The following is a 23,673-nucleotide window of genomic DNA, read 5'->3' as shown; positions in this document are numbered from 1 at the left end:
ATGAGCCGCCGCCTGATCCTGATCCGCCACGGACAAACTACCTATAACGCCACCGGCCGCATGCAGGGCCACTTGGACACTGAGCTGTCCGAGCTGGGCTATGAGCAGGCCCGCGCCGCCGCGCGCCTGCTGCAGGATCAGGGAGTGTCTAAAATTGTCGCCTCCGACCTCATCCGTGCGCGCGAAACCGCGCGCGTGGTCGCCGATGCCCTTGGCATGGACTTCACCACGGATGCCCGCCTGCGCGAGACCCACCTAGGCCGGTGGCAGGGCAGGACCTCTGCCGAGGTGGATGAGGAGTTTCCAGGCGCGCGCGCCATTTGGCGCCACGACCCCACTTGGGCCCCGCCGCAGGGCGAGTCCCGCGTGGATGTGGCCGAGCGCGCCCGCCCCGTCATCGATGAGCTCATGGCAGACTTCGCCAGCTGGGACCAGGGCCCCGTCCTCATCGTGGCTCATGGCGGCGCTATCTCGGCGCTGACTTGTCACCTGCTGGGCCTTGACCACGCGCAGTACAGCATCCTTTCCGGATTGAAGAATACCCACTGGTCGCAGCTGACCGCCCGCCCGGACTTTAACCCGGAAACGCCGTTATCCTCCTTGGAGTTCACCCCAGACAATGTGGGCAGCGCCCAGTGGTATTTCGACGGCTGGAATATGGGCGGCGAGGTCACCGGGGACGGCGGGGCGGATATCTAGTGACGGTCCGCGTCATTACGGATTCCTCCGCGGGCCTGCCGCCGGAGCTGGCGGAGCAGCTATCCATTACCGTCATTGACCTGCACCTTATGGAAAGCCACGGCAAGGATGGTCTGGAGCGTTCCACCTCGGGCTTGAGCGCGCTGGAGCTGGCCGCCGCCTACGGCCGCGAAATGGAGCGCGCCCAGGATGAGGGCGTGGTGGCCATACATCTGTCTAAAGAGCTATCTTCCACCTATTCTGCGGCGGTATCCGCCTCCGGCGTCTTTCCGCACACGGTGCGGGTGATCGATTCCGGTTCGGCCGGTATGGCCATGGGCGCGGCCGCCATGTCCGCGGCTAAGCTCGCCTCCCGTGGCGCCAGCTTGGACGAGTGCTATGCCGCGGCCGTCGATACGCTTAAACGCGCGGCCACCTGGGTCTACCTGCATTCCACGGAGGACTTGCGCCGCTCCGGCCGCCTTTCCCCGGCCACGGCCATGCTTTCTACGGCGCTGTTGGCCACCAAGCCGATTATGTCGATTACCCGCGGCAAGCTGGAGCTGGTGGGCAAGACCCGCACCCAGACCAAGGCTTTTACCAAGCTGGTGGACCTCATCGCCTCCCGCGCGGACGGCGAGCCGGCCTTCGTCGCCATTCAGCACAATCAGGCCGAAGATGCGGCTGCCAAGCTGGAGGCGCTCCTTGAAGCGGCGCTGCCGCAGGGGTCCTCCTTTATCTGCACTCCGCTTAACGACGTCCTCGCTGTCCACGCCGGTCCCTCCGCCATTGGCGTCTCCGCCGTGTTTAGCTCCGAGCCGCCCGCGGAACCTGTGCATTCTCACACACGTGGTCGACCCCGCGCCTTCCCGCCGCGCCGATCTGTGGATAACTAGGCCCTTCGCGCCGGGTTCGTTGACACCCACAACAAGTTATCCACAGCCCGCCTTCGCCTGGCATACCACTTAATTGCGCTCGGGCTTAGGCTCAGCGCCATGGCGGCACCCAAGATCAGCGAACGACTCCGCGAATTTACCCAACCCACCGGTGAGGAAGAACTCCTCGCCGTCGATTACCCGCGCCCGCGACTGCGCATCAGCTCCTGGCAAGCCTGCGCCATGGCTGTCCTCCTTGTCATCGGCGTGGTGGTCTGGCTCGGCATCAATGCACGCTCCGAAGAATCTTCCGGCATGCCCGAGCCTGCGGCAATGAGCCCAGGCGCGGCCGCCAGCGAAGAGCCTAGCGAGATCATCGTCTCGGTCATCGGCGAAGTTGCAGAGCCCGGACTGAAAACACTCGAGCCCGGCGCGCGTGTGGCCGATGCCCTCGACGCCGCCCAGCCGTTACCAGGCGCCGAGACCATGGCTCTCAACCATGCGCAGCGGCTTTCCGACGGCCAACAGCTCCACATCCTGCCCTCCGGCGCCGCCCCAGCTCCCGCACCCGGCGAACCCGCCCCCGCCGGCGACAACTCCAGCAGCCCAGGCGGCAGCGCTAGCGGCAGCGGCGTGAGCCTTAATAGCGCCACCGCCGAAGAGCTCATGGAACTCAAGGGCGTCGGTGAGGTGACCGCGCAGGCCATCGTGGCCTACCGCGAGGAGCACGGCGGTTTCAAGGACGTGGAAGAGCTCCTCGAGGTCTCCGGCATCGGGCCGGCGAAGCTGGAACAGCTCACAGACCAAGTCCAGCTCTAGTTCGTATTTGAGCGTGCGATGCGAGAACTGCGGCTCGTCCCCGGCGCGGCTACCGCCTGGCTGGCCGTCATCGCCGTACTCCTCGCCGGCCGCGGCTGGGCCATCGCACTCATCACAGTCGTCGTCGCGCTGTGCCTCATTGCCCGTCAGTGGGGCCAAGCGCTCTTCTGCGGGGCGGTCGCTTCGGGTGCGGCGTTCGTCGCCGCGGTGCGCCAGGCTCGTGCTGCCGCCTTCGACCTCGGCACCGAAGTCACCGGGCGCCTTGTCACTGCACCGACGCAGACGAGTACGGGCGGCTGGCTGCTCAAGCTCAAGGTTCCGGGATACCCCACCCAGCTGCCGGTCTTTAGCCCGGAACCAGTCCCGGCGGCCGCTGGCGTCGAGCTTACGGTCAGGGTGAGGGTAGGGGAGTCGGATAGGCCGGGCGTCGGAAAGCTCAGCGCCAATGCCACCGACGTGCAGGTAACCGCCGAACCCGAAGGCATGGACGGCTGGGCGGTCAGCGTGGCCGAGAATTTCCGCGCGCTGGTCCTTGATACCGTCGGGCCCTCCAGCCAGGGCCTTATTCCCGGCATGGTGCTTGGCGATACCGCGCTGCAAGATACCGCCGAACGCGACTTGTATATTGCCACCGGGCTCTCACACTTGAGTGCTGTATCTGGCGCCAATGTGGCCATCGTCTGCTCCGCCGCGGCCGTGGTCTGCGCCGCCTTCGCGCTCGGTCCCCGCACCCGCGTGGCCGCCTCCCTGTGTGCCCTTGCCACCTATGTTCTGCTTGTGGGCTTCGAGCCCTCCGTCCAGCGCGCGGCCGTCGCCGGGGTAGTGGGGCTGCTCGCCGTGCTCAATTCCACGCGCATGGAGCCCATCCATGCGCTCAGCCTGGGCATCATCGCGCTGCTCTTTGTGGATTCCGACCTCGCCGTGCACTTTGGTTTTGCCCTATCCTGCGCGGCGACGCTCGGCATCGTGGCGCTGAGCCCGCTCATCTATAAGCATTTGGCCGTAACCGGCTGGCCCGCCATCTTTCTGCGCGCAGTCGCCGTGGCTATCGCCGCCGATATCGTTACCCTGCCGCTGGTGGCGCTCATGTCCGGCGAGGTCTCCGTGGTCTCCGTGCTGGCCAATATCCTGGTCGAGCCCGCCACCGTGCCGATTACCATCGTGGGGCTAATCGCCGCCATCTTTGCCCAGCTCGGCCCGCTCGACGTGCTGGGTGCCGGCTTGCTGCGCCTTATCGAGCCCTTCTCATGGTGGATTAATACCATTGCCCACGGCGTGGCCCACCTGCTCGTGGTCACCATCCCCGCCAACCCGCTATTTACGCTGCTTGCCTACGCCTGGATCATCGCCGGCCTCCTCTATCACCGCCCGTGGCTCACCTTGGCGCTGACGCTGGCGGGCATCGCCTGGCTCGGTCTGGCCGCAGGCTAGAATGGCGGGCATGCCTCCAGTACACCTCATCCTCGGCGACGATGAATTCCTCACCGAACGCGCCCGCCTGCAGATTCAGCGCGCCGCGGCCGAGGAGAGCGGACCTACCGGTGCCCGGCCCGAGCTGACTAAGCTCAAGGCCTCCGAGGTCTCTGAGGGAGAGCTCCTCGAGGCCACCAGCCCGTCGCTGTTTGGCGATAACCGCGTCATCGTCATCAGCGACTGCGAGCGCGCCGGCAAGGAAGTAGTCGATATCCTCCTGCGCGCCTGTGCCAATCCCGCGCCGGGCATGACCATGGTCATCATCTACTCCGTGACGGCCAAGACGCTGAAGAAAAAGAAGAAGCAGCCCGAGCTCGTGGCCAAGCTGCGCAAGATTGCCGAGGTCCACGAGGTCTTCTCGCTCTACCCCAATGAGCTGGGCCAATGGGCCACCCGCGAATTTTCCAGCCACGGCGTGCGCCCCACCCCGGACGTTATCCACGCCGTGCTCGAGGGCGTGGGCTCTGACCTGCGCGAGCTAGCTTCTGCCATCTCCCAGCTGGTCTCCGATACCGGCGGCAATGTCACCCGCGAGGCGGTGCAAAACTACTACGTCGGCGTGGCCGAGGTGGCCAACTGGGACATTGCCGACGCCGCCGTCGCCGGCCGCGTCGAAGCCGCCGTATCCACCTGCCGCCGCGCCCTCCAGCTGGGCGCGAGCCCCGTGGCGATTGCCGCCGCGCTGGCCAATAAGGTCGGCGCCGTCGCCCGCCTCTACTCCGCGCGCGGGGACCAGTACTCGCTGGCGAGCCAAACCGGCCTGGCGCCCTACGTGGTCAAAATGACCCAACCGGTGGCCCGCCGCTGGTCTGCCGATAACGTTACCAAGGCGGTCATCCTCGTCTCGGAGCTCGATGCCGCCGTCAAGGGCCAAGGCGGCGAGCCTGAATTCGCGATAGAGGCGGCCGTCAAACGGGTCGCGGAACTGGCGCGATAAGCTAGAAACTATGTCTGAAACGCAAGTGCAAGAATTCGCCGGTCGACTCTTTGACATGGCGCGCGAGGGCGACCTAGACCTCCTCGCCTATATCGACCACGGCGTGAATATCGACCTCGTCAACCACGAAGGCCAGTCCTTTATCATGCTCGCCGCCTATCATGGCTACGCCGAGCTGGTTTCCGCACTTGCCCGCGCCGGCGCGGACGTCAACCTGCTCAATGATCGCGGCCAGTCTCCACTGGCCGGTGCCATCTTCAAGAAGGAGGATGCGGTTATCGACGCCCTCCTTTCCGCCCACGCCGACCCCACCGCCGGCCAGCCTTCCGCGCTGGATTCCGCCCGCCTGTTTGGCCGCGAGGACCTTATCCCGCGCCTCGAAAGCGAGGCGGGGGAGTGACCTGGACATCCTTTTTCACCCTCCTTCTGATGAACCTAGTGGGCGTGGCCTCGCCGGGACCGGACATCATTTTGGTGACCCGCTACGCCACCCGCTCGCGCCGCCATGCCATTGCGGCGGCCGCCGGCATTCAGATCGGCGTGCTCTTTTGGTGCGCCGCCACCGTTTTCGGCGCCGCCGCGCTGCTGACGGCCTTCCCGGAAATTTTGGGCGCGGTCCAGGCCGTCGGCGGCTGCTTCCTGGTGTTTATGGGAACGCGCGCGCTGCGCAGCGGTATCGCCCAGCGCGCCAACCCTCCCGTGGACTTAGAAGACGCCGCCGCCCAGCTCGGCCGCCTGCGCACCGCCTTCAAGGTGGGGCTAGCCACGAATATGTCCAACCCGAAAATCGTGCTCTTCCTCGCCGCGATGATTGCCCCGCTGCTTCCCGCCAGCCCACCCGCATGGTTGGCCATCGCGCTCACGCTCTCGTTATCGCTGTCGGCCTTCCTTTTCTTCCTCGTCGTCGCCACGGTAATTTCCACCAATGCCGTGCGCCGCAAGCTCATCGCCGCCGGCCCGTGGATCGACATCGGCTCTGGCCTCTTCTTCATCATCGCCGGCATCGTCCTTATCATCTCCGGCGGGCAGAACCTGCTGGCTTAAAACAGGCGCGGCGTGCCCTCGGCCACCGTGTCCAGCACCCACTGGGTCCAGCGGGCGACGGTGGAGGCGCGTCGCCGGGACGTCGCCAAGCTGAGCCCCAGCCCCTCCATGGCCGCACAAATCTCCGCGGTGCTAGCCACCGCGCCGCGGGCCAGGCTGAGCTCAAGCACCTCACGGAAAACCCGCCGCGCCGCCAGCGCCCGTATGAGCGCCGCATTCCGGGCGTCGCGCTGCGGCTGCTCGATAACCCGCCGCCCGTGCTCCGTCGGCTCCCACGTGTCCTCCACCGGCTCCGCCAGGCCCAGGTAGCGCGCGGCGTTGGCATAATAGTCCGCCTGCCGCGGGTCGAAGTCATAGCGCTGGGTAATCTCCGCCTTGCTTAGCGGCTGCAGTGCGATGAGCTCGAGAAGGTTGACCACCCGCTCGAAGCTATTAGCCTGTGGGAAGGGCACGGCCGGCTCGGGTTCGGGCTCTACCGCCCGCACAATGTCGAGCGCCGCCTGCGCGTCCAGGTGCGAGGCGGACAGCGCGTAGCGGGCGCTATCGACCAGCGCAATGCTGCGAAAATCCGCCGGATCCCGAAACTCATAGCGGTAGAGGTGGAAAATACCATTGGAATACACCAGGTAAACCGGCACGACATCCTTGGCCAGGCGCTGCTGGAACCGGCGATACGGAAAATACAGCTGCCGGATATTGAAATCATCCGAAAGGTGGTTCTTCGCCTCCACCAGCACCAGGTGCTCGAGCGATTCAAAGCCGCCGTCGATTTCCATCTGCGCGCGGTCCACCGCCACATCCACGTCCAAGTCCGGCAGCCGCACCTTAAGCCCGTGCGTGGACATGCGCCCGGCCACCGTCGCCTGCAATGGCCTGCAGCCCAGGAAGTCCTCTAGCATCCCGCTTGCCGACGCCCCATTTAACGCCACCGCCTCCGAGCTCACCCCCTCCAACGAAAGAGTGTCCAGACCCGCCGGCAGCTCCAGCGTGCGTACCTCGCCGCGCTGCGTTTGTGGAAACTGCTCGTACAGGTTGAATCGCCCCACCAGATATTCGCTGCGGCTGACCGGTAAGATTCCCAGTTGGAGACGCTGAAAAATCCACGGCCGCGACGTAGAAAAATCATGCTTGGCCATCAGCCGCGGCTGCCGGCCCGAGAGCCGTTCTAGCTCCCGCGCGCCGATATAGAAATACCCGCGCCGCTCCAGCTCCGCGTCGTATCCCGCCGCCAGGATGCGCAGCCATCCCCAGTCATTGACGCCGAGTTTCACCGACTCCGGCACACCAAAGCGCGCCCGCAGCTCCGGCGCTTCCGGCCCGCTAGTCACCGCGGACCTCGTAGTTGCGCACCAGGACCTCGTCGACCTTGCCCCGCTTCGAACCAACGGAGTTAATCGCCCGCGTTGCCCCCACGATGCCTACTTCATAGTCCGCATAGAGCTCGCGGATGAACTCGGTGGCCGAATTAGACAACAGGAACTTCACCCCACGCCTATCCAAGTCATCGCAGACCTCTTTGAGGCGCTCTTGCTCCGCACGGTCAAAGCCGCCCTTTTGGTAGCCGGTAAACGAGCTCGTCACGTTCACCGGGTCATAAGGAGGGTCGAAGTACACAAAGTCCCCCTCGCGTGCCTGTGCTACCGCCGCGGCGAAATCGCCCTGCGAGAAGGCCACATCATTCTCCGCAAAATAGTGGTGCACCGCGCGCAGCGTGTCTTCATCGCAGATAGTGGGATTCTTATAACGCCCAAACGGGGCATTAAATTGGCCGGCCGCGTTCACGCGGTACAGGCCGTTATAGCAGGTGCGATTCAGATACAACGTTCGTGCCGCGCGCTCGACGGGGGAGAGGGCGGCAAACTTGTGGGCATCCCGGTCCACTGCGCGAAGCGCATAGAAAAACTCTGCCTCATTGGGGTAGCCCGCGAGTTCCTCTATGAGCTCATCGACGCCGCCGCGCACCACCTCATAGAGGTTAATGAGCTCACTATTGAGATCGTTGACCCGTGCGCTGGCCGGTTCGAGAGAGAAAAGCACCGCACCGCCACCGATGAAGGGTTCATAATAACGCCGCGGGTTCTCCGCCGGCAGAGCGGCGTGGATATGCGGCAAGAGCTGGCGCTTCCCGCCCGCCCATTTCACCAGTGGCTTAACGTTTTTCATCGTTGACTCATCTTAGCCGCCCTACCGGACACAAGCACCATCGGGCTTTCGAACGTGCAAGCGGATAAATCGAGTGCGCGGCCGGGCGAGCTTAGCGCCTTGGTTGTCAAACGTCACAGTTTTGCCGAATGGTGCCATGACGGGCGAAAATGCGCAGACGTGTCGGCGGGGAATTCCCGTGGTGTGCATGGCGGTTTCTCTGACCGAATATAAGGTAATAAAATCGCCTCAAAATCCCTATAGTTTGTAGACAAAATATAATTTCCTCACAATTTCTTAGGGAGAAAGAAAAGAAACTGAAGCTTGAAGAGCGTCGGGACAGAAAGGGGCATTTATGCCGCGTATATCAAAAATCCGAGTCGCTGCGCTCAACCTCGTTATCGAGAACGGTTATGACGGGTTCACCATGGAAGAGCTCGCTCACGAAGTGGGCGTTTCCCGCCGTACGCTTTTTAATTACATAAAAGACAAAGAATCGGCAGTTTTAGGACCCGAAATGTCGGAGGAAGTGGAGAACCAACTCCAAAATTTCGCCGCAGGATTGCCCACCGGAAGCCTGCGCGAAGATTCCGAAATTATGGCGATGGCCGAGTTTAACCGTGCCGTAGGAGATGAGTTCTTCCCCGAAATCTCCCAGCTTACGGCCCAGGCGCTGGCAAAGGACACGAAGCTGCGCGCACTGTACTGTCAGCGCAATAGCCGCATCATTCAGCGTGTCCGCCAGGCGGTGCAGGCCCGCGAGGGCTGGAAGTCCTCCGATCCGCGTCTCACGCCGACCGTTAACATCATCCACACCCAGTTTCTGACGGCCTACGAGACCTTCGTGGAAACCCGTGGCGGCACTTCGCTTGCCGACGCCTTCCGTAGTGCCGGCGCCATCTTCGAAGACTACTTCAACGACGACCTGGCCTAAGGGCCCCGCCTAAGTCTCACCGGCCCTGCCTGCCGGTTCCGCCGGCCAAAGTAAGCTAAGAAAATCCCCCGGCGCGCTCCGTAGAGCGCGACCGGGGGATGATCTGTGCAATGGCTCTTAGTCCATCTTGTTGAACGCGGAAGCCATGCCGGACTTCTTGTTGGCTGCGGTGTTGCGGTGGAAGACACCCTTGGACACGGACTTGTCCAGGGCGCGGGATGCCACGCGCAGCTGCTTCTCAGCAGCAGCCTTGTCGCCAGCGGCAACGGTCTCGCGGAACTTGCGGATCTCGGTACGGACGGCGGAGCGAACGGACTTGTTGCGCTGACGTGCCTTCTCGTTGGTGATAACGCGCTTCTGCTTGGACTTGATATTTGCCATGAAAAATACCTCTTAGTAATCGAAAGTGATTGACGTAGAAACCGACCTACTCGGACTACTCCCGCGGCCAGCAAACGCTGGCGCGCTCGGCGCTGGTATTCGAAGAGCGAACCCAAGGTCCTGCCCGCCCCGACCAGCGCGCCCGGCAAGTAAGTAACCAACATACAATAGCAGTACCGAACCCGACCTGCCAAAACCCTCCCCGCGGCCGCGGCCTGCGCGTCGGCTAGGCCCAGTGGTAGCGCGACCGCAACCTATTCGCGATTCGTTCGAACCTGCGTTCCGGAAAAAGCGTGCCTTGCCGGCGCACCTGCTCCTCGGATACCTCGAGCAGGCGGTCGAGGCGTACCCAGCAATCGCACCCGGACTCGTCCCACTCGCCGGCGCCGATTTCCAGCCAGGCGTCGTCAAGCGCATGCTTTGGGTTGGGGGAGATAAGTAAGCCCATTACCGTGGTGCGGGTGCGGCCGACGACCAAGATAGCCCGCTCGCGCGGTGGCGCCTGCTTACCTTCGGCCGGTACCCACACCCAGACCACCTCGCCGGAATCAGCCTGGCCGTCCATATCGGGGGTGAAAAATATGGACCGGGGGTGGGAGGCAGTGGCCTCTACCCGGATATCGGCGGCCTTGCGCGGCTCGTGGAACTCATCCGACCTATCCAGTCCCAACCGGGAATTAATGCGGCTCAGGCCGGTGTCTATCGGCTCGCGCTCGCTGATTCCCAGCGCTTGGCGCAGACGGGTGAGCATGGCGCTTTTCATGTCGACTATTGTAGACGTATGTCTGAAAACTTTGCGGCCACGACGTTTACGGATCCCGCCCGAATCCGAAACTTCTGCATTATTGCTCACATCGACCACGGCAAGTCGACGCTGGCGGACCGCATCCTGCAGCTATCCAAGGTGGTTGCGGAGCGCGATATGCGTGACCAGTTCCTCGATAATATGGACATCGAGCGCGAGCGCGGCATCACCATTAAGGCGCAGAACGTGCGCCTGCCGTGGGTGCCCCAGTCCGGCACCGCGCAGGGGGAGCAGATTGTCATGCAGATGATCGACACCCCCGGCCACGTGGACTTTACCTACGAGGTCTCCCGCGCGCTCGAGGCGTGTGAGGGCGCCATCCTGCTTGTCGACGCCGCCCAGGGCATCGAAGCCCAAACCCTCGCCAACCTCTACCTGGCGATGGAAAACGACCTGGAAATCATCCCGGTCCTCAATAAAATCGACCTGCCAGCCGCCGACCCGGAAAAATACGCGCTGGAAATCGCCAATATCATCGGCTGCGAGCCGGAAGAGGTGCTGCGCGTGTCGGGCAAAACCGGCGAGGGCGTGGTCGAACTGCTGGACAAGGTCTGCGAGCTAGTCCCGCCGCCGTCCTCTGAATTCGACGCCGATGCACCGGCCCGCGCCATGATTTTTGACTCCGTCTATGACACCTACCGCGGCGTGGTGACCTATATCCGCATGGTGGACGGCAAGCTCACCCCACGCCAGAAGGTCACCATGATGTCGACCAACGCCAACCACGAGCTGCTGGAAATCGGCATTGTTTCGCCCACGATGCAAAAGTGCGAGGGCTTAGGGCCCGGCGAGGTGGGATACCTCATTACCGGCGTAAAAGACGTCCGTGAGACCAAGGTGGGCGATACCGTCACCTGGTCCAACGGCGGTGCCGAAACCCCACTCAAGGGATACAAGGACCCAGACCCGATGGTTTACTCCGGCCTTTTCCCCATTTCCCAGGCCGACTTCCCGGACCTGCGCGATGCTCTGGAAAAGCTGCAGCTTAACGACGCCTCCTTGACCTTCGAGCCCGAAACCTCCGTCGCCCTCGGCTTTGGTTTCCGCTGCGGCTTCTTGGGCCTGTTGCACATGGAAATCACCCGCGACCGCTTGGAGCGCGAGTTCGGCCTCGACCTGATTTCCACCGCGCCTTCGGTAACCTACCGCGTGGTGGCTGAAGACGGCGAGGAAAAGTGGGTCCACAACCCGTCTGACTGGCCGGAAGGAAAGCTCAACGAGGTCTATGAGCCCGTGGTGAAGATGACTGTCATCGTGCCCGAGCAATTCGTCGGCCCCACCATGGAGTTGTGCCAGTCCAAGCGCGGCCAGATGGGCGGCATGGACTACCTTTCCGAGGACCGCGTGGAGCTGCGCTACACCATGCCGCTCGGCGAAATCATCTTCGACTTCTTCGATATGCTGAAGTCCCGCACCAAGGGCTACGCCTCGCTGAACTATGAGGAGGCCGGCGAGCAGCTCGCGGACCTAGTCAAGGTCGACATCCTGCTCAACGGCGACCCGGTCGACGCTTTTTCCGCCATCGTCCACCGCGATTCCGCCCAGTGGTACGGCAATAAGATGACCAAGAAGCTCAAGGAGCTCATCCCGCGTCAGCAGTTCGAGGTGCCCGTCCAGGCGGCCATCGGCTCGAAGATCATCGCCCGCGAAAACATCCGCGCCATGCGCAAGGACGTGCTGGCGAAGTGCTACGGCGGCGATATCTCCCGTAAGCGCAAGCTGCTGGAGAAGCAGAAGGCCGGTAAAAAGCGCATGAAGACCTTGGGTTCCGTCTCGGTGCCGCAGGAGGCCTTCGTGGCCGCGCTGTCTACCGACGCCGACGATTAAAACACCACCTGTTTGCAAAGTAGAGCCGAATAAATCTTTAACTTTTCGTTAACAGCTTTCGGGGTGTGGCTATCACAAAGTCCGAAGTGAGCTGCTTCTATAGGGTGTTCCCACGGCCGGGGACACCCTTTTGAACTAGTTGCGGTTTATGCGTTGGCGGCGTTAAATCTCGATTCGAAAGCGACCGATGACTCGCTCGATGAGCCACAGCCACTTTCGACCTGCACCGCTATTTCTTGACCAAGGTTGGACTTTTCATGAAGCTTCGCTCTCGCGCTGTGGCCATCTGCGCCGCCGCAGCTGCCACTACATCACTTGTCCCCGGCATCGCTCAGGCGGCCACTACCACCCCAATCGAGCACGTTGTAGTTATCTACTCGGAGAACATTTCCTTCGACCACTACTTCGGAACCTACCCTAATGCGCTGAACAAGGACGGTGAGAAGCTGCAGGGCAGCGGCAAGAACGCCCCTAAATTCACCGCAAAAGAAGGCACCCCAAAGGCGAAAAACCTCGAAAATGATGACGTAATGGGGGAGAAGAACCCCAACTCCGTCAAGCCTTTCCGCATCGGGCCTGACCACGCCGTGACTACGGACCAGAACCATCACTACGGCGATGAGCAGGCCGCATACAATGGCGGCAAGATGGACAAGTTCCCAGAGACCGTGTCCACCGACATCGATAAGTCCTCCAATGGGTACTATGCCGCCCCTGGCATGACCATGGGCTACTACGACGGCAATACCGTGACTGGCATGTGGAATTATGCGCAGAACTTCGCTCTGAACGACAACAGTTACTCCACTATTTTCGGCCCGTCCACCCCAGGCGCGCTGAACCTGATTTCCGGCACCGTGGCCGGCGGCACCATGCATGACCCCGCCACCGGTGAGCAGAAGAAGATTGAGGCGGGCAAGAACCACGCCCTCGCTGGCGTTTCCGAGGACGGCAAGACCGCTACCGTCGTCGGCGACCCAGACCCGCTTTACGATGACTGCTCTAATAACTCCTCCGCAGGCACCAACCAGGTCACCGCAATGCACTCCAAGAACATCGGCGACCAACTCAACGACAAGGACGTCACCTGGGGCTGGTTCCAAGGCGGCTTCCGCCCTACTGACGAAGCCACCGATAATGCCCGTGCCCGCTGCGGTGCTTCCCACACCACGCTGACTGGCCAGAATCAGACGGATTACAACCCCCACCACCAGCCGTTCCAGTACTATGCATCCACCGCTAATCCGCACCACCTGGCGCCCTCGAGCGATGAAATGATTGGCAAGACCGACCGGGCCAACCACCAATACGACCTGAAGGACTTCGACACCGCAATCGAGCAGGGCAACCTGCCGGCCGTGTCCTTCTTGAAGGCCGCTAACTACCAAGACGGCCACGCCGGCTATTCGAATCCGTTGGACGAGCAGGCCTTTATCACCCACTACATAAACGAGCTGCAAAATTCCCCGGAGTGGGATTCCACCGCGGTGGTTATCGCTTACGACGATTCCGACGGCTGGTACGACCACAAGGCCCCAGAAATCCGCAACGGCTCCAACGATCCGCACCAAGATAAAGAAATCTGCACCGCCGCCGCAGCTAAGGTCGGCGTCGCAGGCGATAAGCACGGCCAGTGCGGTCCGGGTACCCGCCAGCCCCTGCTGGTCATTTCCCCGTACGCAAAGACTAACCACATCGATTCCACCTACACCGAGCAGACCTCCGTCACTAAGTTCATCCAGGACAATTGGGGCCTCGGCCGCCTAGGTGGAATCGCCTTCGACGAGCGTGCCGGAGAGCTGAACAACATGTTCGACTTCAACACCACCAAGAAGGCGCCGAAGCTGTTCCTAAACGAGACTGACGGCACCGTCGCTAAGGATTACGCGTCCATTGAGAAGGTGGATAATTCCTCTCGTGCCGGCACCAACCTCAAGGACGTCGTCGAGGGCATGGATGACCCGAAGGTTACTGAAAAGGACGTGCCTTCCATCACCAAGCTGCACCAAGAGTCCAAGCCGCAGCCTGGCACAAACAAGCCTGCTGACTCGAGTTCCAGCTCTTCTGCTGGTTCTTCCAAGGCCGGTACCATCGCGGCTATCCTTACCGCACTGGGCGTTGGTGCTGGTGTAGTCGCCTGGTACATGAATGGCCACCCCGGTCTGGACCTGAAAAAGCTGCAGGATTTCAAGCTCCCACCACTGCCTAACCTCCCGTTCTAACCCATGAAGACCTTCCACATCGCCACCGCCGCGGTGCTTGCCATCGCGGCCGTATCCCCACATGCTGTAGCCCAAAGCTCCCTAAGCTCCTTCGGCTCCAGCTCCCGGGACTCGCAGTCGGCGGCGCCGTCGACAAGCAAAAGCGCGAAGCCGAAAGAACCGCAGCTAAACGTGCGTGACGTGTATTCGTGCCCTACGCCCGACAAGGTCCAGAGGCAAGCGGAGTGGAAGGTCTATAACACTTCTGGACTCGCGCTTACCGTCTACGTTGCAGACGATGCGGGCAATGCATACCAAGTTCTAGAGCGCGTGGGTACTCCAGCCAAGCGCGCGTGGGCCCCGAAGCTGCAGGACGGCACCTACCACCTCACCTGTGTCTTCCACAATGATTCGGCCGTGAAGTCTGATGATTTCACGGTCACCGGTTCCACCATCACCGAAGCCCCCAAGATGGTACCTATTACTGACCGCGAGGTCGCAGCCGTTGCTATCCAGCAGGCAGCGGAGCAGAAAAAGCGCGTTCCTGAGCTGCAGAAAAAGGCTCACGCACTTGCCGATGCCACCTCTAAAGACCGTCCCACCGCCCGAGCAGCCTACCTCGATTACCTCGAGACCTACCGCTCCTTCGACGATTCCAGTGAAATGTGGCCTGGGCCGGATTTGGAGGGGTACGCGGAGGTTGAAAAGCTGCTGTGGTCCAAGCGCCCTGTCAAGGATGCGGCCAAGCCCGCCCGCGCGCTTGCCGACGCCGTCGATAAAACCGCCCGCGCCCTCGAGACCTCCCACTTTGCTATTCCCGCGCCCGATTACGGTCTGCGCACCCACGAGGTGATGGAGGAATTCGAGCGTTTCGACATGCGTGGCGAGCGTGACTTCGGCGCTCATGCTCTGCCCACCGCACTGCGCGGCGATGTTACCTCCACACGGCTGACGCTGGATGCCGTCCGCTCCCTCGTTGAGGGCCGTGGGTTGGATACCGCGCCAATCTATGATCAGCTCGATGAGCTCGACAAGATCGCCGGTGAATTCGATGAAAAGTATGACACCGCTTTTGACAAATGGTCGCAAAAGGATCGGATGCGCCTGCAGTCGGCCGTTGCCCGTGCTAATGAGTTGCTTGCCCCGGTCGCCACGATGACCGTTATTAGAAGGATGGATTAGTGCCCTGCCCGTTTAATTTTTCCCGCCGCTCCTTTCTCTCTGGCCTTGCTGCAACCGCTGCGCTTACCGGCCCAGCCGCGGCCGCCAACGCGCAGTCAAGCTTTGCTGGTTCCTCGTTCGGTTCCTCAAAGCATGGCAAGGATTCTTCGGCCGACCCCGCTGTGCCTTCGCCGCGCACCGATGCGGATGACCCGCTCGATCTTCCTTTCCATGGCGAGCACCAGCAGGGTATTGTCAACCCAGCCCAAAAGTACTCTGAGGTCGTCGCCCTCGACGTACAGTTCACAGGGAAAGCGCGCTTGGAAGAGCTGTTTCGTGCCATCACCGAGCGCGCCCGCATTCTTACCACCGGCGGAGCCACCGCGGCCGATGGTATAGCCTATCCTGCCGGTGATTCCGGTGAGCTGGGTCCAAAGCTTCCCACCGATAGCCTATCCATAACCCTTGCCGTGGGCGATTCGCTTTTCGACGACCGCTTTGGCCTAAAACCCCACAAGCCTGTCCACCTGAGCTCTATGCAGGCTTTCGCTGATGACACCTTGAAGGACGAGCTGTGCCACGGCGACCTAGCCTTGCAGATTTGCGCCGATCAGCACGATACCGTCATTCACGCGTTGCGCGATATCCTTCGGCACACCCGCGGCGACGTCGCCGTGCGCTGGCGCCAAAACGGCTACATGAACGAGCCACGGCCTTCTGGCACCCAAAGAAATCATCTTGGGTTCAAAGATGGCATCGTCAATCCGGCCGAAAAGGATCAAGACAAGCTGGTGTGGGCCGGCGCGGACGAGCCAGATTGGGCCGCCGGCGGCAGTTATATGGTGGTTCGCCTGATTGCTATGTATACCGAATTCTGGGATCGCATCTCCATTGCCGAGCAGGAGCAAATCTTCGGCCGCGACCGTGCTACCGGCGGCCCACTTTCCGGCGGTGACGAGCACGCTGAGCCGAATTACCTCGACGATGCCACCGGTGACGTCATCCCCACAGATGCGCATATTCGCCTTGCCAATCCGCGCACGCCAGAAACCTCCGACCAGCTCATGTTGCGTCGCGCTTATAATTATGACAACGGAGTGCGCGACAACGGCACCCTCGACGTCGGCTTGGTCTTCATCTGTTTCCAGCAGGACTTGGAGCGTCAGTTCATCACGGTGCAAAAACGCCTCGAGGGCGAACCGCTCGCGGACTATATCCGCCCCTACGGCGGCGGCTATTTCTATGCTTTGCCCGGCGTTGCTGACGACTCCGACTTCTTCGGCCGCTCGCTCCTCCAAGCCTAGGCAAGCTTCGCTGCCCTGCAGCATGTGCGAAACTGTGCAGGGGGGAGCTGCGTTCGTAAATAGCGAGGCAGGACGTTCAGCTGGAATTGGCCCAGGGTGGGACCCAGACTATTCGGCCCTGGCGCCGCTCGAGGCGGCCGCGCACCGGCGGAGCGTGCGGATCGTCGTCGTTGACGCCATTGTGATACGGGCACGCCACGCTGAGATTCGCCATATTGGTCTCGCCGCCGTGTTTCCACGCCTGCAGGTGGTGGATCTGGCACTTATCCGCCGGATAGTTGCACTCGGCCCACGGGCAGGTGGGGTTTTCCGCGCCCGCCATGAGCCGCTGTTTTTCCGAGGCATGCCGCGAGGTGCGATACAGGTTCACCGCTCCCTCAAAGGGATGGACGAGGGTGACGAGCCCGCATTCGGCCAAGCGCTTTTCTACCAGCTTCGCGCCGCTGATTTCGGCGCCATTGGTAAGGCGCAGCGTGATTTCCTCGCCTCCACCGCTTAAGATTTCATCCAATTCATCGAGCTGGATGATGATATTCGTCGTCGCGGCAGGCCGCGCCGTAGCCTCGCCGCGGAAGAAGATATTCTCCACGGAATCAAGCGGCCTCTCCTCGTTGATGCTGGCGTGCAGGTCAGCAATGAAATCGGAATCGCCGGTAATCGAAAGCGTCGACGGGCCGCCCTTGCGCCGCGTCATCCGCACACCTTTCTCCGGCTGCCTTGGCGGATACAGCTCCTTCAACCGCGTGCGCGCAAGCCGCTCCACGTCCTGGTCGGTCGCGCATAGTTCAGCGCGTAGCGCCCAAGCATCCCGTTTGGACTTCGTGCGTGAGACGTACTTTTCGATAATCTTCAACGTCGCCAAGCAATGCTTGGTTGCCCGGCACGAGCGCTGCCGGCGGGTGAAGGGGGTGGGGCCAAAGTAGACGTCGGCAAGCGCAAGCAGGCTCCGGGCCTCCTGCCGGGGAAGCCCCAGCCGGCGCAGGTCGGCCTCGCGCGCGCCAGAGACCTCGCCGAGAAGCTCCATCGGCGAGGCAAGTTGGCGGGCGTAGTCCTGCAAGCGGGTCATGCCGGCGAGCCTAAGACACCCCGCAAGCCCGCGGTAGCCCACCCGCGCCCGCCTGTGGATAACTCGCCCCATCCGTCACACCAACCCCGAACCCGCCGGGCGCCCTGTGGATAACCTGCGGTACCCTCGAATAGGAAAGCGAGAAAGGAGCTCCCCATGACTGACCCGACCAAGCGGATTCGCCCCACCAACCCCGGACGCCTGGCCGCCCCGCGCCAGGCCCAGCAGTTGCCGCCCCTGCCGGTGACGCGGGCGCGCATTGGTGAGCGGGTGGCCACCGAGGTATTCCAGGAAATGGGCGAAGGCATGCTCGAGGAGCTGCAGAACTTCCGCCGCGACCTGCACCGCAACCCGGAAATCGGCCTGGACCTGCCGCGCACGCAAAAGAAGGTCCTAGAAGCGCTGGAGGGCCTGCCGCTGGAGATTCACGTGGGCCAGGATTTGAGCTCGGTGGTTGCCGTGCTGCGTGGCGGCCAGCGCGGCGAGCGGCCGGTGTCGGTGCTTTTGCGTGCGGACATGGACGCCTTGGAGGTGCGCGAGCAGACCGGCAGCCCGTTTGCGTCGACGAATGGCTATATGCACGCCTGCGGCCATGACCTACACACCGCCGGCCTGGTGGGCGCGGCGCGGATTCTGTGCGAGCACCGCGAGGAGCTGCACGGCGATGTCACCTTCATGTTCCAGCCCGGCGAGGAAGGCCCGGGCGGCGCACTGCCGATGATTGAGGAAGGCGTGCTCGACGCCGCTGGCCGACGCCCCATTGCCGCCTACGGCCTCCACGTCGGCCCGCAGGATCGCGGTACCTTCCACTATGTGCCGGGCCCGATGATGGCCAGCTCCTCCAACCTGACCATCACGGTGTTGGGCAAGGGCGGGCACGGCTCCCGCCCGCACGATGCCATCGACCCGGTGGCGGCGCTGGCAGAGATTCAGATGTCGCTGCAGACCGCGCTGACCCGCCGTTTTGATGCGCTGGAGCCCATCGTGATTACCGTGACCAACCTGTGGGCGGGCGACGGCGCATATAACGCCATCCCGGAGCGCGCGGCTTTGGGCGCGACGGTGCGCGTGCTGCGCGATGAGAAAATCGACGCCGTGCGGCAGATGATTACGGAGGTCTCCAGCTCCGTCGCTGCCTCGCACCGCTGCACCGCGCAGGTGGATTTCGAGATTTTGTACCCCACCACCAAGACCAATGCGCGCGAGAACCAGTTCGCCGCCACCTTGTGGGGCCAGATGTTTGGCGCGGAGAATGTCCAGCCTTTCGACGCCCCGATGATGGCCTCCGAGGACTTCGGCTACGTCCTCTCCCAGGTGCCGGGCACGTTTATGTGGATGGGCACGGCCAATCCGGAAAAGCCCGAAAATCAGCGCGAGTGGAATCACTCGCCGATGATGCGCTTTGATGATTCCGTACTCGGCATGCAGGCCGCCGCGCTGGCGGCCGTGGCGTTTGAGCGCCTCGCTACCGAGAATGAGCATCCGTCCGCGCAGACGAAGGCCATGCGCGATGCGGCCGGGGTGCAGAAATAAATCATCCCTAGGGACTATGGCCGCGGGCTTAAGCTTGGGGCCATGGTCAGAACGAAGTGGAGTACGGCGGGCATCGTGGCCGCCTGCGCGGTGGGGAATTGGTTCGTCGGCATGGTGCTGATGAACCTCGACATTGAGGAGTATTCGCCGACATTTGAGGAGTACGGGCCCTATATCTGCACCGGGTTTGCAGTGGGCCTGCTGGCAATTTTCGCCCTGCCATTCGCGTTGGAGCACCAGCCGCGCGAGCTTTCCGACGTCGACTATGCCGGCACCACCCGCAGCTTCATCGCCGGGTGCATCGTATTGCTGGGGTCTAGTTCCTATTTCGGCGCGGTCAGCGGAGTCGTGGCCTTTATTTCTATGGTTTCACGCCGCTCGACCACGCGCTCGGTGGCCGCGGTGGCATGCTTTGTAGTGGCGTTTGCGATAGATGCTAGCTTCAACCCGTACTTAAGCTGGGACGAGATCGGGTGGGTTGGTGCCATTTTCGTCGTGGTTGTGATGGTCGCGGGCTTGCTGGTAGGCCAAAAACGCGGCAATCAGCGCGAAAAGCGGTGGCGGGTTGAACAGCAAGCCCGGATGAACCGCGAAGAGATGCGCGCCAAGGTGGAACATGCACGGCGAGAGGAGCGCGAGAGCATCGCGCGGGATATGCACGATTCGCTCTCGCATCGGTTGAGCCTTGTGGCTATTCATGCGGGTGCGCTGAGCTATCCGCGCGAGGGCGTGCCGGAGGAGTTTACCGACGCAGCCCGCACCATCCGCGCCGAAGCCCAAAACGCGGTAGAAGATTTGCGGACTGTTTTAAGCGCCTTGCGGGAAGACCTTTCCCAGGACCCGCGCACTGGTTTAGAGGAGCTGGTCGCGAGCGCGCGGGAGGCTGGCGCAGAGGTAACGGTGACCTACGCGGACGGTGCCAGCCCGGACGTTTTTGCCGGACTGTCCACGATGGCGCAGCATGCCGTGCATCGGGCAGTTCAAGAGGGGCTGACCAACGCTCGCAAGCACGCGCCCGGTCAGCCGGTAAGTATCACGGTGCGCGAGACGAGCGGCGCGGTAGACATCGAGATGCGCAACCCAGTCCCGCGCGGGAAGGCAGGATCCGAAACGGGCGATGGCGCGGACGCCACAGGTGGCTACGGTCTAGTGGGCCTGCGCGAGCGCGTGGAGCTTTCCGGCGGGCGCATGAGCATCGCGGCTAACCAGGAAAGCCCAGGAGGAAAGGGAGGCGAGGAATTCGGATGGAGTATCCAGCTACCGCTAGCGCACAAGGAGGCTGCGCAATGAGCGAGATGAGCTGGCAACTGCGCCATCCCGATTATGGGCTCATGCGCATCGACTTAGAAGAGACCACAGCCCGCGAGGGATGGACGGGAGAATACCTAGACTTTAAGCGCAGTCTTTTTACCTCTACCGTCAACGGAACCTCGCGCAAGCTCAGCTATACCGATACCGATGACTCGGCCTATAGCTTGGAGTTCCTGCGCGGACACTGTGACGATAACGCGCCCGAAGACGCCGACCGCATCGAGCTGGTGGAGCGCCGCGGTTACGTCGTGCCGGAGTTTCGCGGGCAAGGCGCAAGGGTGATGTTTGCGGCGGTGGGGAAGCCGGACGTCGATAAGCAGCTGCACCGGGTAAGCCTGTGGACGTTGCTCCTGCAGACTGCGCTGACATTCATCGCGGCCACACTAGTCATCGAATTTTTCCCCAAATTCTTCGAAAAGCTAAACGATATTCTCGTGCCCTCGTTCCTCAACGGCGTAGTGGCGGGCCACGTGGGAATCGTGCCGATAGCGCTCGCGGCAGTGGTGGCGGTTACTGTGGCCTATACGCCCGTCGCGTCGCAACTGTGGCGCGCGCGGTGGAATCAACCAGTGGGAAAGGGAGCATAATGGCCGATGCCCTGCGCGTAGTGCTCGTTGATGACGAGGAACTTGTCCGCAGTGGTCTGCGCCTGCTGCTATCCAACGCACCCGATATCGAGGTCGTAGCTGAGGCGAGCAATGGCCGGGACGCGGTGGCTACCGTGCTCGACGCGCAGCCCGATGTGGTGCTGATGGATATTCGCATGCCGGTCATGGATGGCATCGCGGCCGTGGAGAAGATTTTGTCCGTTCACGCAGTGCCGATCATCATGCTCACGGCCTTCGATACCGATTCCTTCATCCTGCAGGCTCTGCGCGCCGGGGCGGCTGGGTTCCTGCTGAAATCGACGCCGCCGGAATCGCTCATGGCGGCCGTGCGTGCGGCCGCGGCGGGGCAGCCGCTGTTGAGCCCGCAGGTCGTCGATAAGCTGGTAGGCATGCAGGGGCCCGCGCTTGACGACGCCTATTCGCACCACACCCGCACCGCCCGCAACCGCCTAGGGAGGCTTAGTTCTCGCGAGCTCGAAATCGCCGAGCTAGTAGCCCAGGGCTTGAATAACCAGGAAATTGCCGACCGGCTCGTGGTGTCCATGGCCACGGTAAAGTCCCATATGCAGCACATTTTGAAAAAGATCGGCGGAACGAGCCGCGTGCATATTGCGATCATGGTTTTGGAAGCCCGCGGATAGGGCGCAGAGAATCCTCCCTCCGGGGGATACCGCGCGGGTGGCGGGCCGGCTTAAACTGGTGCGTGTTATGAAGTTATTCCGAAAATCCGACGCGATGCTGCAGCGACCGCTGTGGCTAAAGCTCGTCATCGCCGCGGTGGCCTTGATCGGCGATTTTTTGGTCGCCTCCGTCCGCCTAAGTTCTTCCGAGGTCGTTGAAGATCGGTTAGTGCCCACGTTTGCAGCGATGATAGGCACCTGGATACTGTTGCCCTTTGCCCTGCGCCATACCGCTGCGGAGCGCGACCCGCGTAGCACCCAGCCGGGTCCGCGCAGCGCGTTGGTAGCGGCGACGATCATTTCCGCGACGGTCTCGATAGCTGAGGTCCGGCCATCGGTATTTATGGCGGCGTTTTCCGCTGCTTCGCGGCGCAGCCGGCTGTGGATGGCGGTAGTGTGCGTGGCCATGCTGGTTTCCAAGCTAGCAGCCACGGATATTTCCATACCTGCGGGTGAAAGTTTTGCGTATAAGCTGGGTTACTTCGGTAGCCTTGTTTACCCTGCGCTAATTGTGTTGGTTGTTGGGCTGGTGCGGTCGAACCAGAAGGAGCGCACGATTGCGCTTCAAGCGCAGGCCGAGCTCACGCATGAGGAAATGGCCACGCGGGAGAACTTTGCGCGGCAGGAGGAGCGCGACCGGATTGCGCGGGATATGCACGATACGCTCTCGCATCGGCTGAGCATGATCGCGGTCTACGCGGGTGGGCTGGCCTACCGCAAAGACTTGGATCCGGAGGAGACGCGGAAATCTGCGCGCACGATTCGCGATGAAGCCGAGGCCGCCGTAGGAGATCTGCGTGAGGCGCTGCACTCGCTGCGCAGCGAGGGGCGCATCGATCCGCGCGAGGGCGTGGACTCGCTGGTGGAGCGCTCCCGCCGGGCGGGCATGGACGTGGAGGTGCGCTACAAGCAGGGCACGGGGCCGCAGTCGCTGGCGGAGCTTAGCACCATGGCCGGCCACGCGCTCAATCGCGCGGTCCAGGAGGGCTTGACCAACGCCCGCAAGCACGCGCCGGGCGAGCCGGTGACCATCACCATCGCCGCGCTTGCCGACGCCCTCTTGATCACCATGTCCAACCCCGTCGGCCCAGCCGGGAAGAAGGAGAGCGGGAACAGTGGCGGGTACGGGATCGTCGGCATGCGCGAGCGCGCTAGTGTGGTGGGCGGATCACTGCAGGTAAACGATGAGGAAGATAGGTTCTCGTGGACTCTGCGCCTGCCCAGGAAGGAAGTACAGTGAGTGAGATTCGTGTGGTGCTTGTCGATGATGAGCCGCTGCTGCGCCACGGCCTGCGCATGATCTTGGAAGGCGCGCCGGGCATCAGCGTCATCGGCGAGGCCGGAAACGGCAAGGAGGGAGTCGAGCTCATCCTGGCCGAGGAGCCGGACGTGGTGCTGATGGATATTCGCATGCCGGTCATGGACGGCATCGAGGCGACGGCGCAGCTGCACTCGCTGGCCGGTGCGCGTGATATCCCGGTAGTGATGCTCACCGCCTTTGATACCGACGAATTCATCCTGCACGCCCTGCGCGCTGGGGCGGTGGGCTTTTTGTTGAAGACGACGGCGCCGGAGGCGCTGGTGGCGTCGGTAAGAGCGGCGGCCCAAGGCCAGCAACAGCTCAGCCCAAAGGTGCTAGAAAACCTGGTGGGGCTGGCGGCCACGCCGCCGCAGCCGGAGCAGGAAATGATTCAGCCTAGCGGGCTGGCCGAGCTGAGCGAGCGCGAAAATGAAATCGCCCAGCTGGTGGCTCAGGGGCTAAGCAACGCCGAGATTGCCGAGCAGCTGTTCATCTCCCTGACCACGGTCAAGACGCACATGAAGCACATCCTGGCCAAAATCGATGGCACCAACCGGGTGCATATCGCGATTGTGGTGCTCGGTGGTTAGGCGT

23 protein-coding genes are annotated in these 23,673 nt (G+C 62.5%); 18 read left to right on the top strand and 5 right to left on the bottom strand.

Going from position 1 to position 23,673, the window contains the following annotated elements; all coding sequences use genetic code 11:
• The 7 genes from QP915_RS07775 to QP915_RS07745 all read left to right on the top strand — a co-directional run bounded on the left by QP915_RS07775 (position 1) and on the right by QP915_RS07745 (position 5,826).
• The gene (locus QP915_RS07775) at positions 1–699 is read left to right on the top strand and encodes a histidine phosphatase family protein (protein WP_284768937.1); all 699 of its coding nucleotides are present in this window, start codon (positions 1–3) and stop codon (positions 697–699) included.
• Positions 699–1,574 carry a DegV family protein gene (locus QP915_RS07770; RefSeq protein WP_284768936.1) on the top strand — a complete coding sequence of 292 codons (876 nt, stop codon included), beginning with the start codon at positions 699–701 and terminating at the stop codon, positions 1,572–1,574. Before QP915_RS07775 ends, QP915_RS07770 begins: the two co-directional genes overlap by 1 nt.
• Before the next feature lie 99 nt (positions 1,575–1,673).
• Positions 1,674–2,372 carry a ComEA family DNA-binding protein gene (locus QP915_RS07765; protein WP_284768935.1) on the top strand — a complete coding sequence of 233 codons (699 nt, stop codon included), beginning with the start codon at positions 1,674–1,676 and terminating at the stop codon, positions 2,370–2,372.
• An 18-nt stretch (positions 2,373–2,390) separates the two neighbouring features.
• On the top strand, positions 2,391–3,803 hold the full coding sequence (locus QP915_RS07760) for a ComEC/Rec2 family competence protein (protein WP_284768934.1): 1,413 nt from the start codon (positions 2,391–2,393) through the stop codon (positions 3,801–3,803).
• 1 nt (position 3,804) lies between these two features.
• Positions 3,805–4,782, top strand: coding sequence for a DNA polymerase III subunit delta (holA, locus tag QP915_RS07755; protein ID WP_284768933.1), 978 nt, complete (start codon positions 3,805–3,807; stop codon positions 4,780–4,782).
• Positions 4,783–4,792: 10 nt separating this feature from the next.
• Complete coding sequence (locus QP915_RS07750; protein ID WP_284768932.1) at positions 4,793–5,182, top strand: ankyrin repeat domain-containing protein; 390 nt, start codon at positions 4,793–4,795, stop codon at positions 5,180–5,182.
• Complete coding sequence (locus QP915_RS07745) at positions 5,179–5,826, top strand: LysE family translocator (RefSeq protein WP_284768931.1); 648 nt, start codon at positions 5,179–5,181, stop codon at positions 5,824–5,826. Before QP915_RS07750 ends, QP915_RS07745 begins: the two co-directional genes overlap by 4 nt.
• Here the strand turns inward: QP915_RS07745 and QP915_RS07740 are convergent.
• A complete protein-coding gene (locus tag QP915_RS07740; RefSeq protein WP_284768930.1) occupies positions 5,823–7,154 on the bottom strand; it encodes a type II restriction enzyme in 1,332 nt (443 codons plus the stop codon). The genes QP915_RS07745 and QP915_RS07740 overlap by 4 nt on opposite strands.
• Positions 7,147–7,989, bottom strand: coding sequence for a DNA adenine methylase (locus QP915_RS07735; RefSeq protein WP_284768929.1), 843 nt, complete (start codon positions 7,987–7,989; stop codon positions 7,147–7,149). The genes QP915_RS07740 and QP915_RS07735 overlap by 8 nt, the downstream gene beginning before the upstream one ends.
• Positions 7,990–8,323: 334 nt before the next feature.
• Here QP915_RS07735 and QP915_RS07730 point away from each other — a divergent pair, with 334 nt between their 5' ends.
• Entirely contained in the window at positions 8,324–8,902 is a 579-nt protein-coding gene (locus QP915_RS07730) for a TetR/AcrR family transcriptional regulator (protein WP_284768928.1), read from the top strand.
• 117 nt (positions 8,903–9,019) lie between these two features.
• Here the strand turns inward: QP915_RS07730 and rpsT are convergent, their stop codons facing one another.
• Positions 9,020–9,283: a 30S ribosomal protein S20 gene (rpsT, locus tag QP915_RS07725; protein WP_005324114.1), complete on the bottom strand. Its 264-nt coding sequence runs from the start codon at positions 9,281–9,283 to the stop codon at positions 9,020–9,022.
• Positions 9,284–9,509: 226 nt separating this feature from the next.
• Positions 9,510–10,046 (bottom strand): type II toxin-antitoxin system PemK/MazF family toxin, encoded by a 537-nt coding sequence (locus QP915_RS07720; protein WP_284766953.1) that lies wholly within the window; start codon positions 10,044–10,046, stop codon positions 9,510–9,512.
• Between the two features lie 18 nt (positions 10,047–10,064).
• Between QP915_RS07720 and lepA the strand changes: the two genes are divergently transcribed.
• The 4 genes from lepA (at position 10,065) to efeB (ending at position 16,581) form a co-directional block, all read left to right on the top strand.
• Positions 10,065–11,915 (top strand): translation elongation factor 4, encoded by a 1,851-nt coding sequence (gene lepA / locus QP915_RS07715; protein WP_005324118.1) that lies wholly within the window; start codon positions 10,065–10,067, stop codon positions 11,913–11,915.
• Positions 11,916–12,172: 257 nt separating this feature from the next.
• Entirely contained in the window at positions 12,173–14,137 is a 1,965-nt protein-coding gene (locus tag QP915_RS07710) for a phospholipase C (protein WP_284768927.1), read from the top strand.
• A gap of 3 nt (positions 14,138–14,140) precedes the next feature.
• Positions 14,141–15,298, top strand: a complete 1,158-nt coding sequence (locus QP915_RS07705) for an EfeM/EfeO family lipoprotein (protein WP_284768926.1) — start codon at positions 14,141–14,143, stop codon at positions 15,296–15,298.
• A complete protein-coding gene (efeB, locus tag QP915_RS07700) occupies positions 15,298–16,581 on the top strand; it encodes an iron uptake transporter deferrochelatase/peroxidase subunit (protein WP_284768925.1) in 1,284 nt (427 codons plus the stop codon). The genes QP915_RS07705 and efeB overlap by 1 nt, the downstream gene beginning before the upstream one ends.
• A gap of 76 nt (positions 16,582–16,657) precedes the next feature.
• On the opposite strand, the gene QP915_RS07695 is transcribed toward efeB, so the two are convergent.
• Positions 16,658–17,647 carry an HNH endonuclease signature motif containing protein gene (locus QP915_RS07695; protein ID WP_284768924.1) on the bottom strand — a complete coding sequence of 330 codons (990 nt, stop codon included), beginning with the start codon at positions 17,645–17,647 and terminating at the stop codon, positions 16,658–16,660.
• 156 nt (positions 17,648–17,803) lie between these two features.
• Between QP915_RS07695 and QP915_RS07690 the strand changes: the two genes are divergently transcribed.
• From QP915_RS07690 to QP915_RS07665, 6 genes are all read left to right on the top strand, one after another.
• A complete protein-coding gene (locus tag QP915_RS07690; protein WP_005326385.1) occupies positions 17,804–19,180 on the top strand; it encodes a M20 metallopeptidase family protein in 1,377 nt (458 codons plus the stop codon).
• A gap of 42 nt (positions 19,181–19,222) precedes the next feature.
• The gene (locus tag QP915_RS07685; protein WP_284768923.1) at positions 19,223–20,470 is read left to right on the top strand and encodes a sensor histidine kinase; all 1,248 of its coding nucleotides are present in this window, start codon (positions 19,223–19,225) and stop codon (positions 20,468–20,470) included.
• Complete coding sequence (locus QP915_RS07680; RefSeq protein WP_284768922.1) at positions 20,467–21,078, top strand: hypothetical protein; 612 nt, start codon at positions 20,467–20,469, stop codon at positions 21,076–21,078. The genes QP915_RS07685 and QP915_RS07680 overlap by 4 nt, the downstream gene beginning before the upstream one ends.
• Positions 21,078–21,740 carry a response regulator gene (locus QP915_RS07675; protein ID WP_284768921.1) on the top strand — a complete coding sequence of 221 codons (663 nt, stop codon included), beginning with the start codon at positions 21,078–21,080 and terminating at the stop codon, positions 21,738–21,740. The genes QP915_RS07680 and QP915_RS07675 overlap by 1 nt, the downstream gene beginning before the upstream one ends.
• Before the next feature lie 67 nt (positions 21,741–21,807).
• Entirely contained in the window at positions 21,808–23,019 is a 1,212-nt protein-coding gene (locus tag QP915_RS07670; RefSeq protein WP_284768920.1) for a sensor histidine kinase, read from the top strand.
• On the top strand, positions 23,016–23,669 hold the full coding sequence (locus tag QP915_RS07665) for a response regulator (protein WP_284768919.1): 654 nt from the start codon (positions 23,016–23,018) through the stop codon (positions 23,667–23,669). The genes QP915_RS07670 and QP915_RS07665 overlap by 4 nt, the downstream gene beginning before the upstream one ends.
• Positions 23,670–23,673 lie beyond the last annotated feature (4 nt).

Source organism: Corynebacterium sp. MSK158 (assembly GCF_030229085.1).
Classification (GTDB): Bacteria; Actinomycetota; Actinomycetes; order Mycobacteriales; family Mycobacteriaceae; genus Corynebacterium.
Note: the sequence above shows the minus strand (reverse complement) of the source record. Positions and strands in the feature narration are given on the sequence as shown.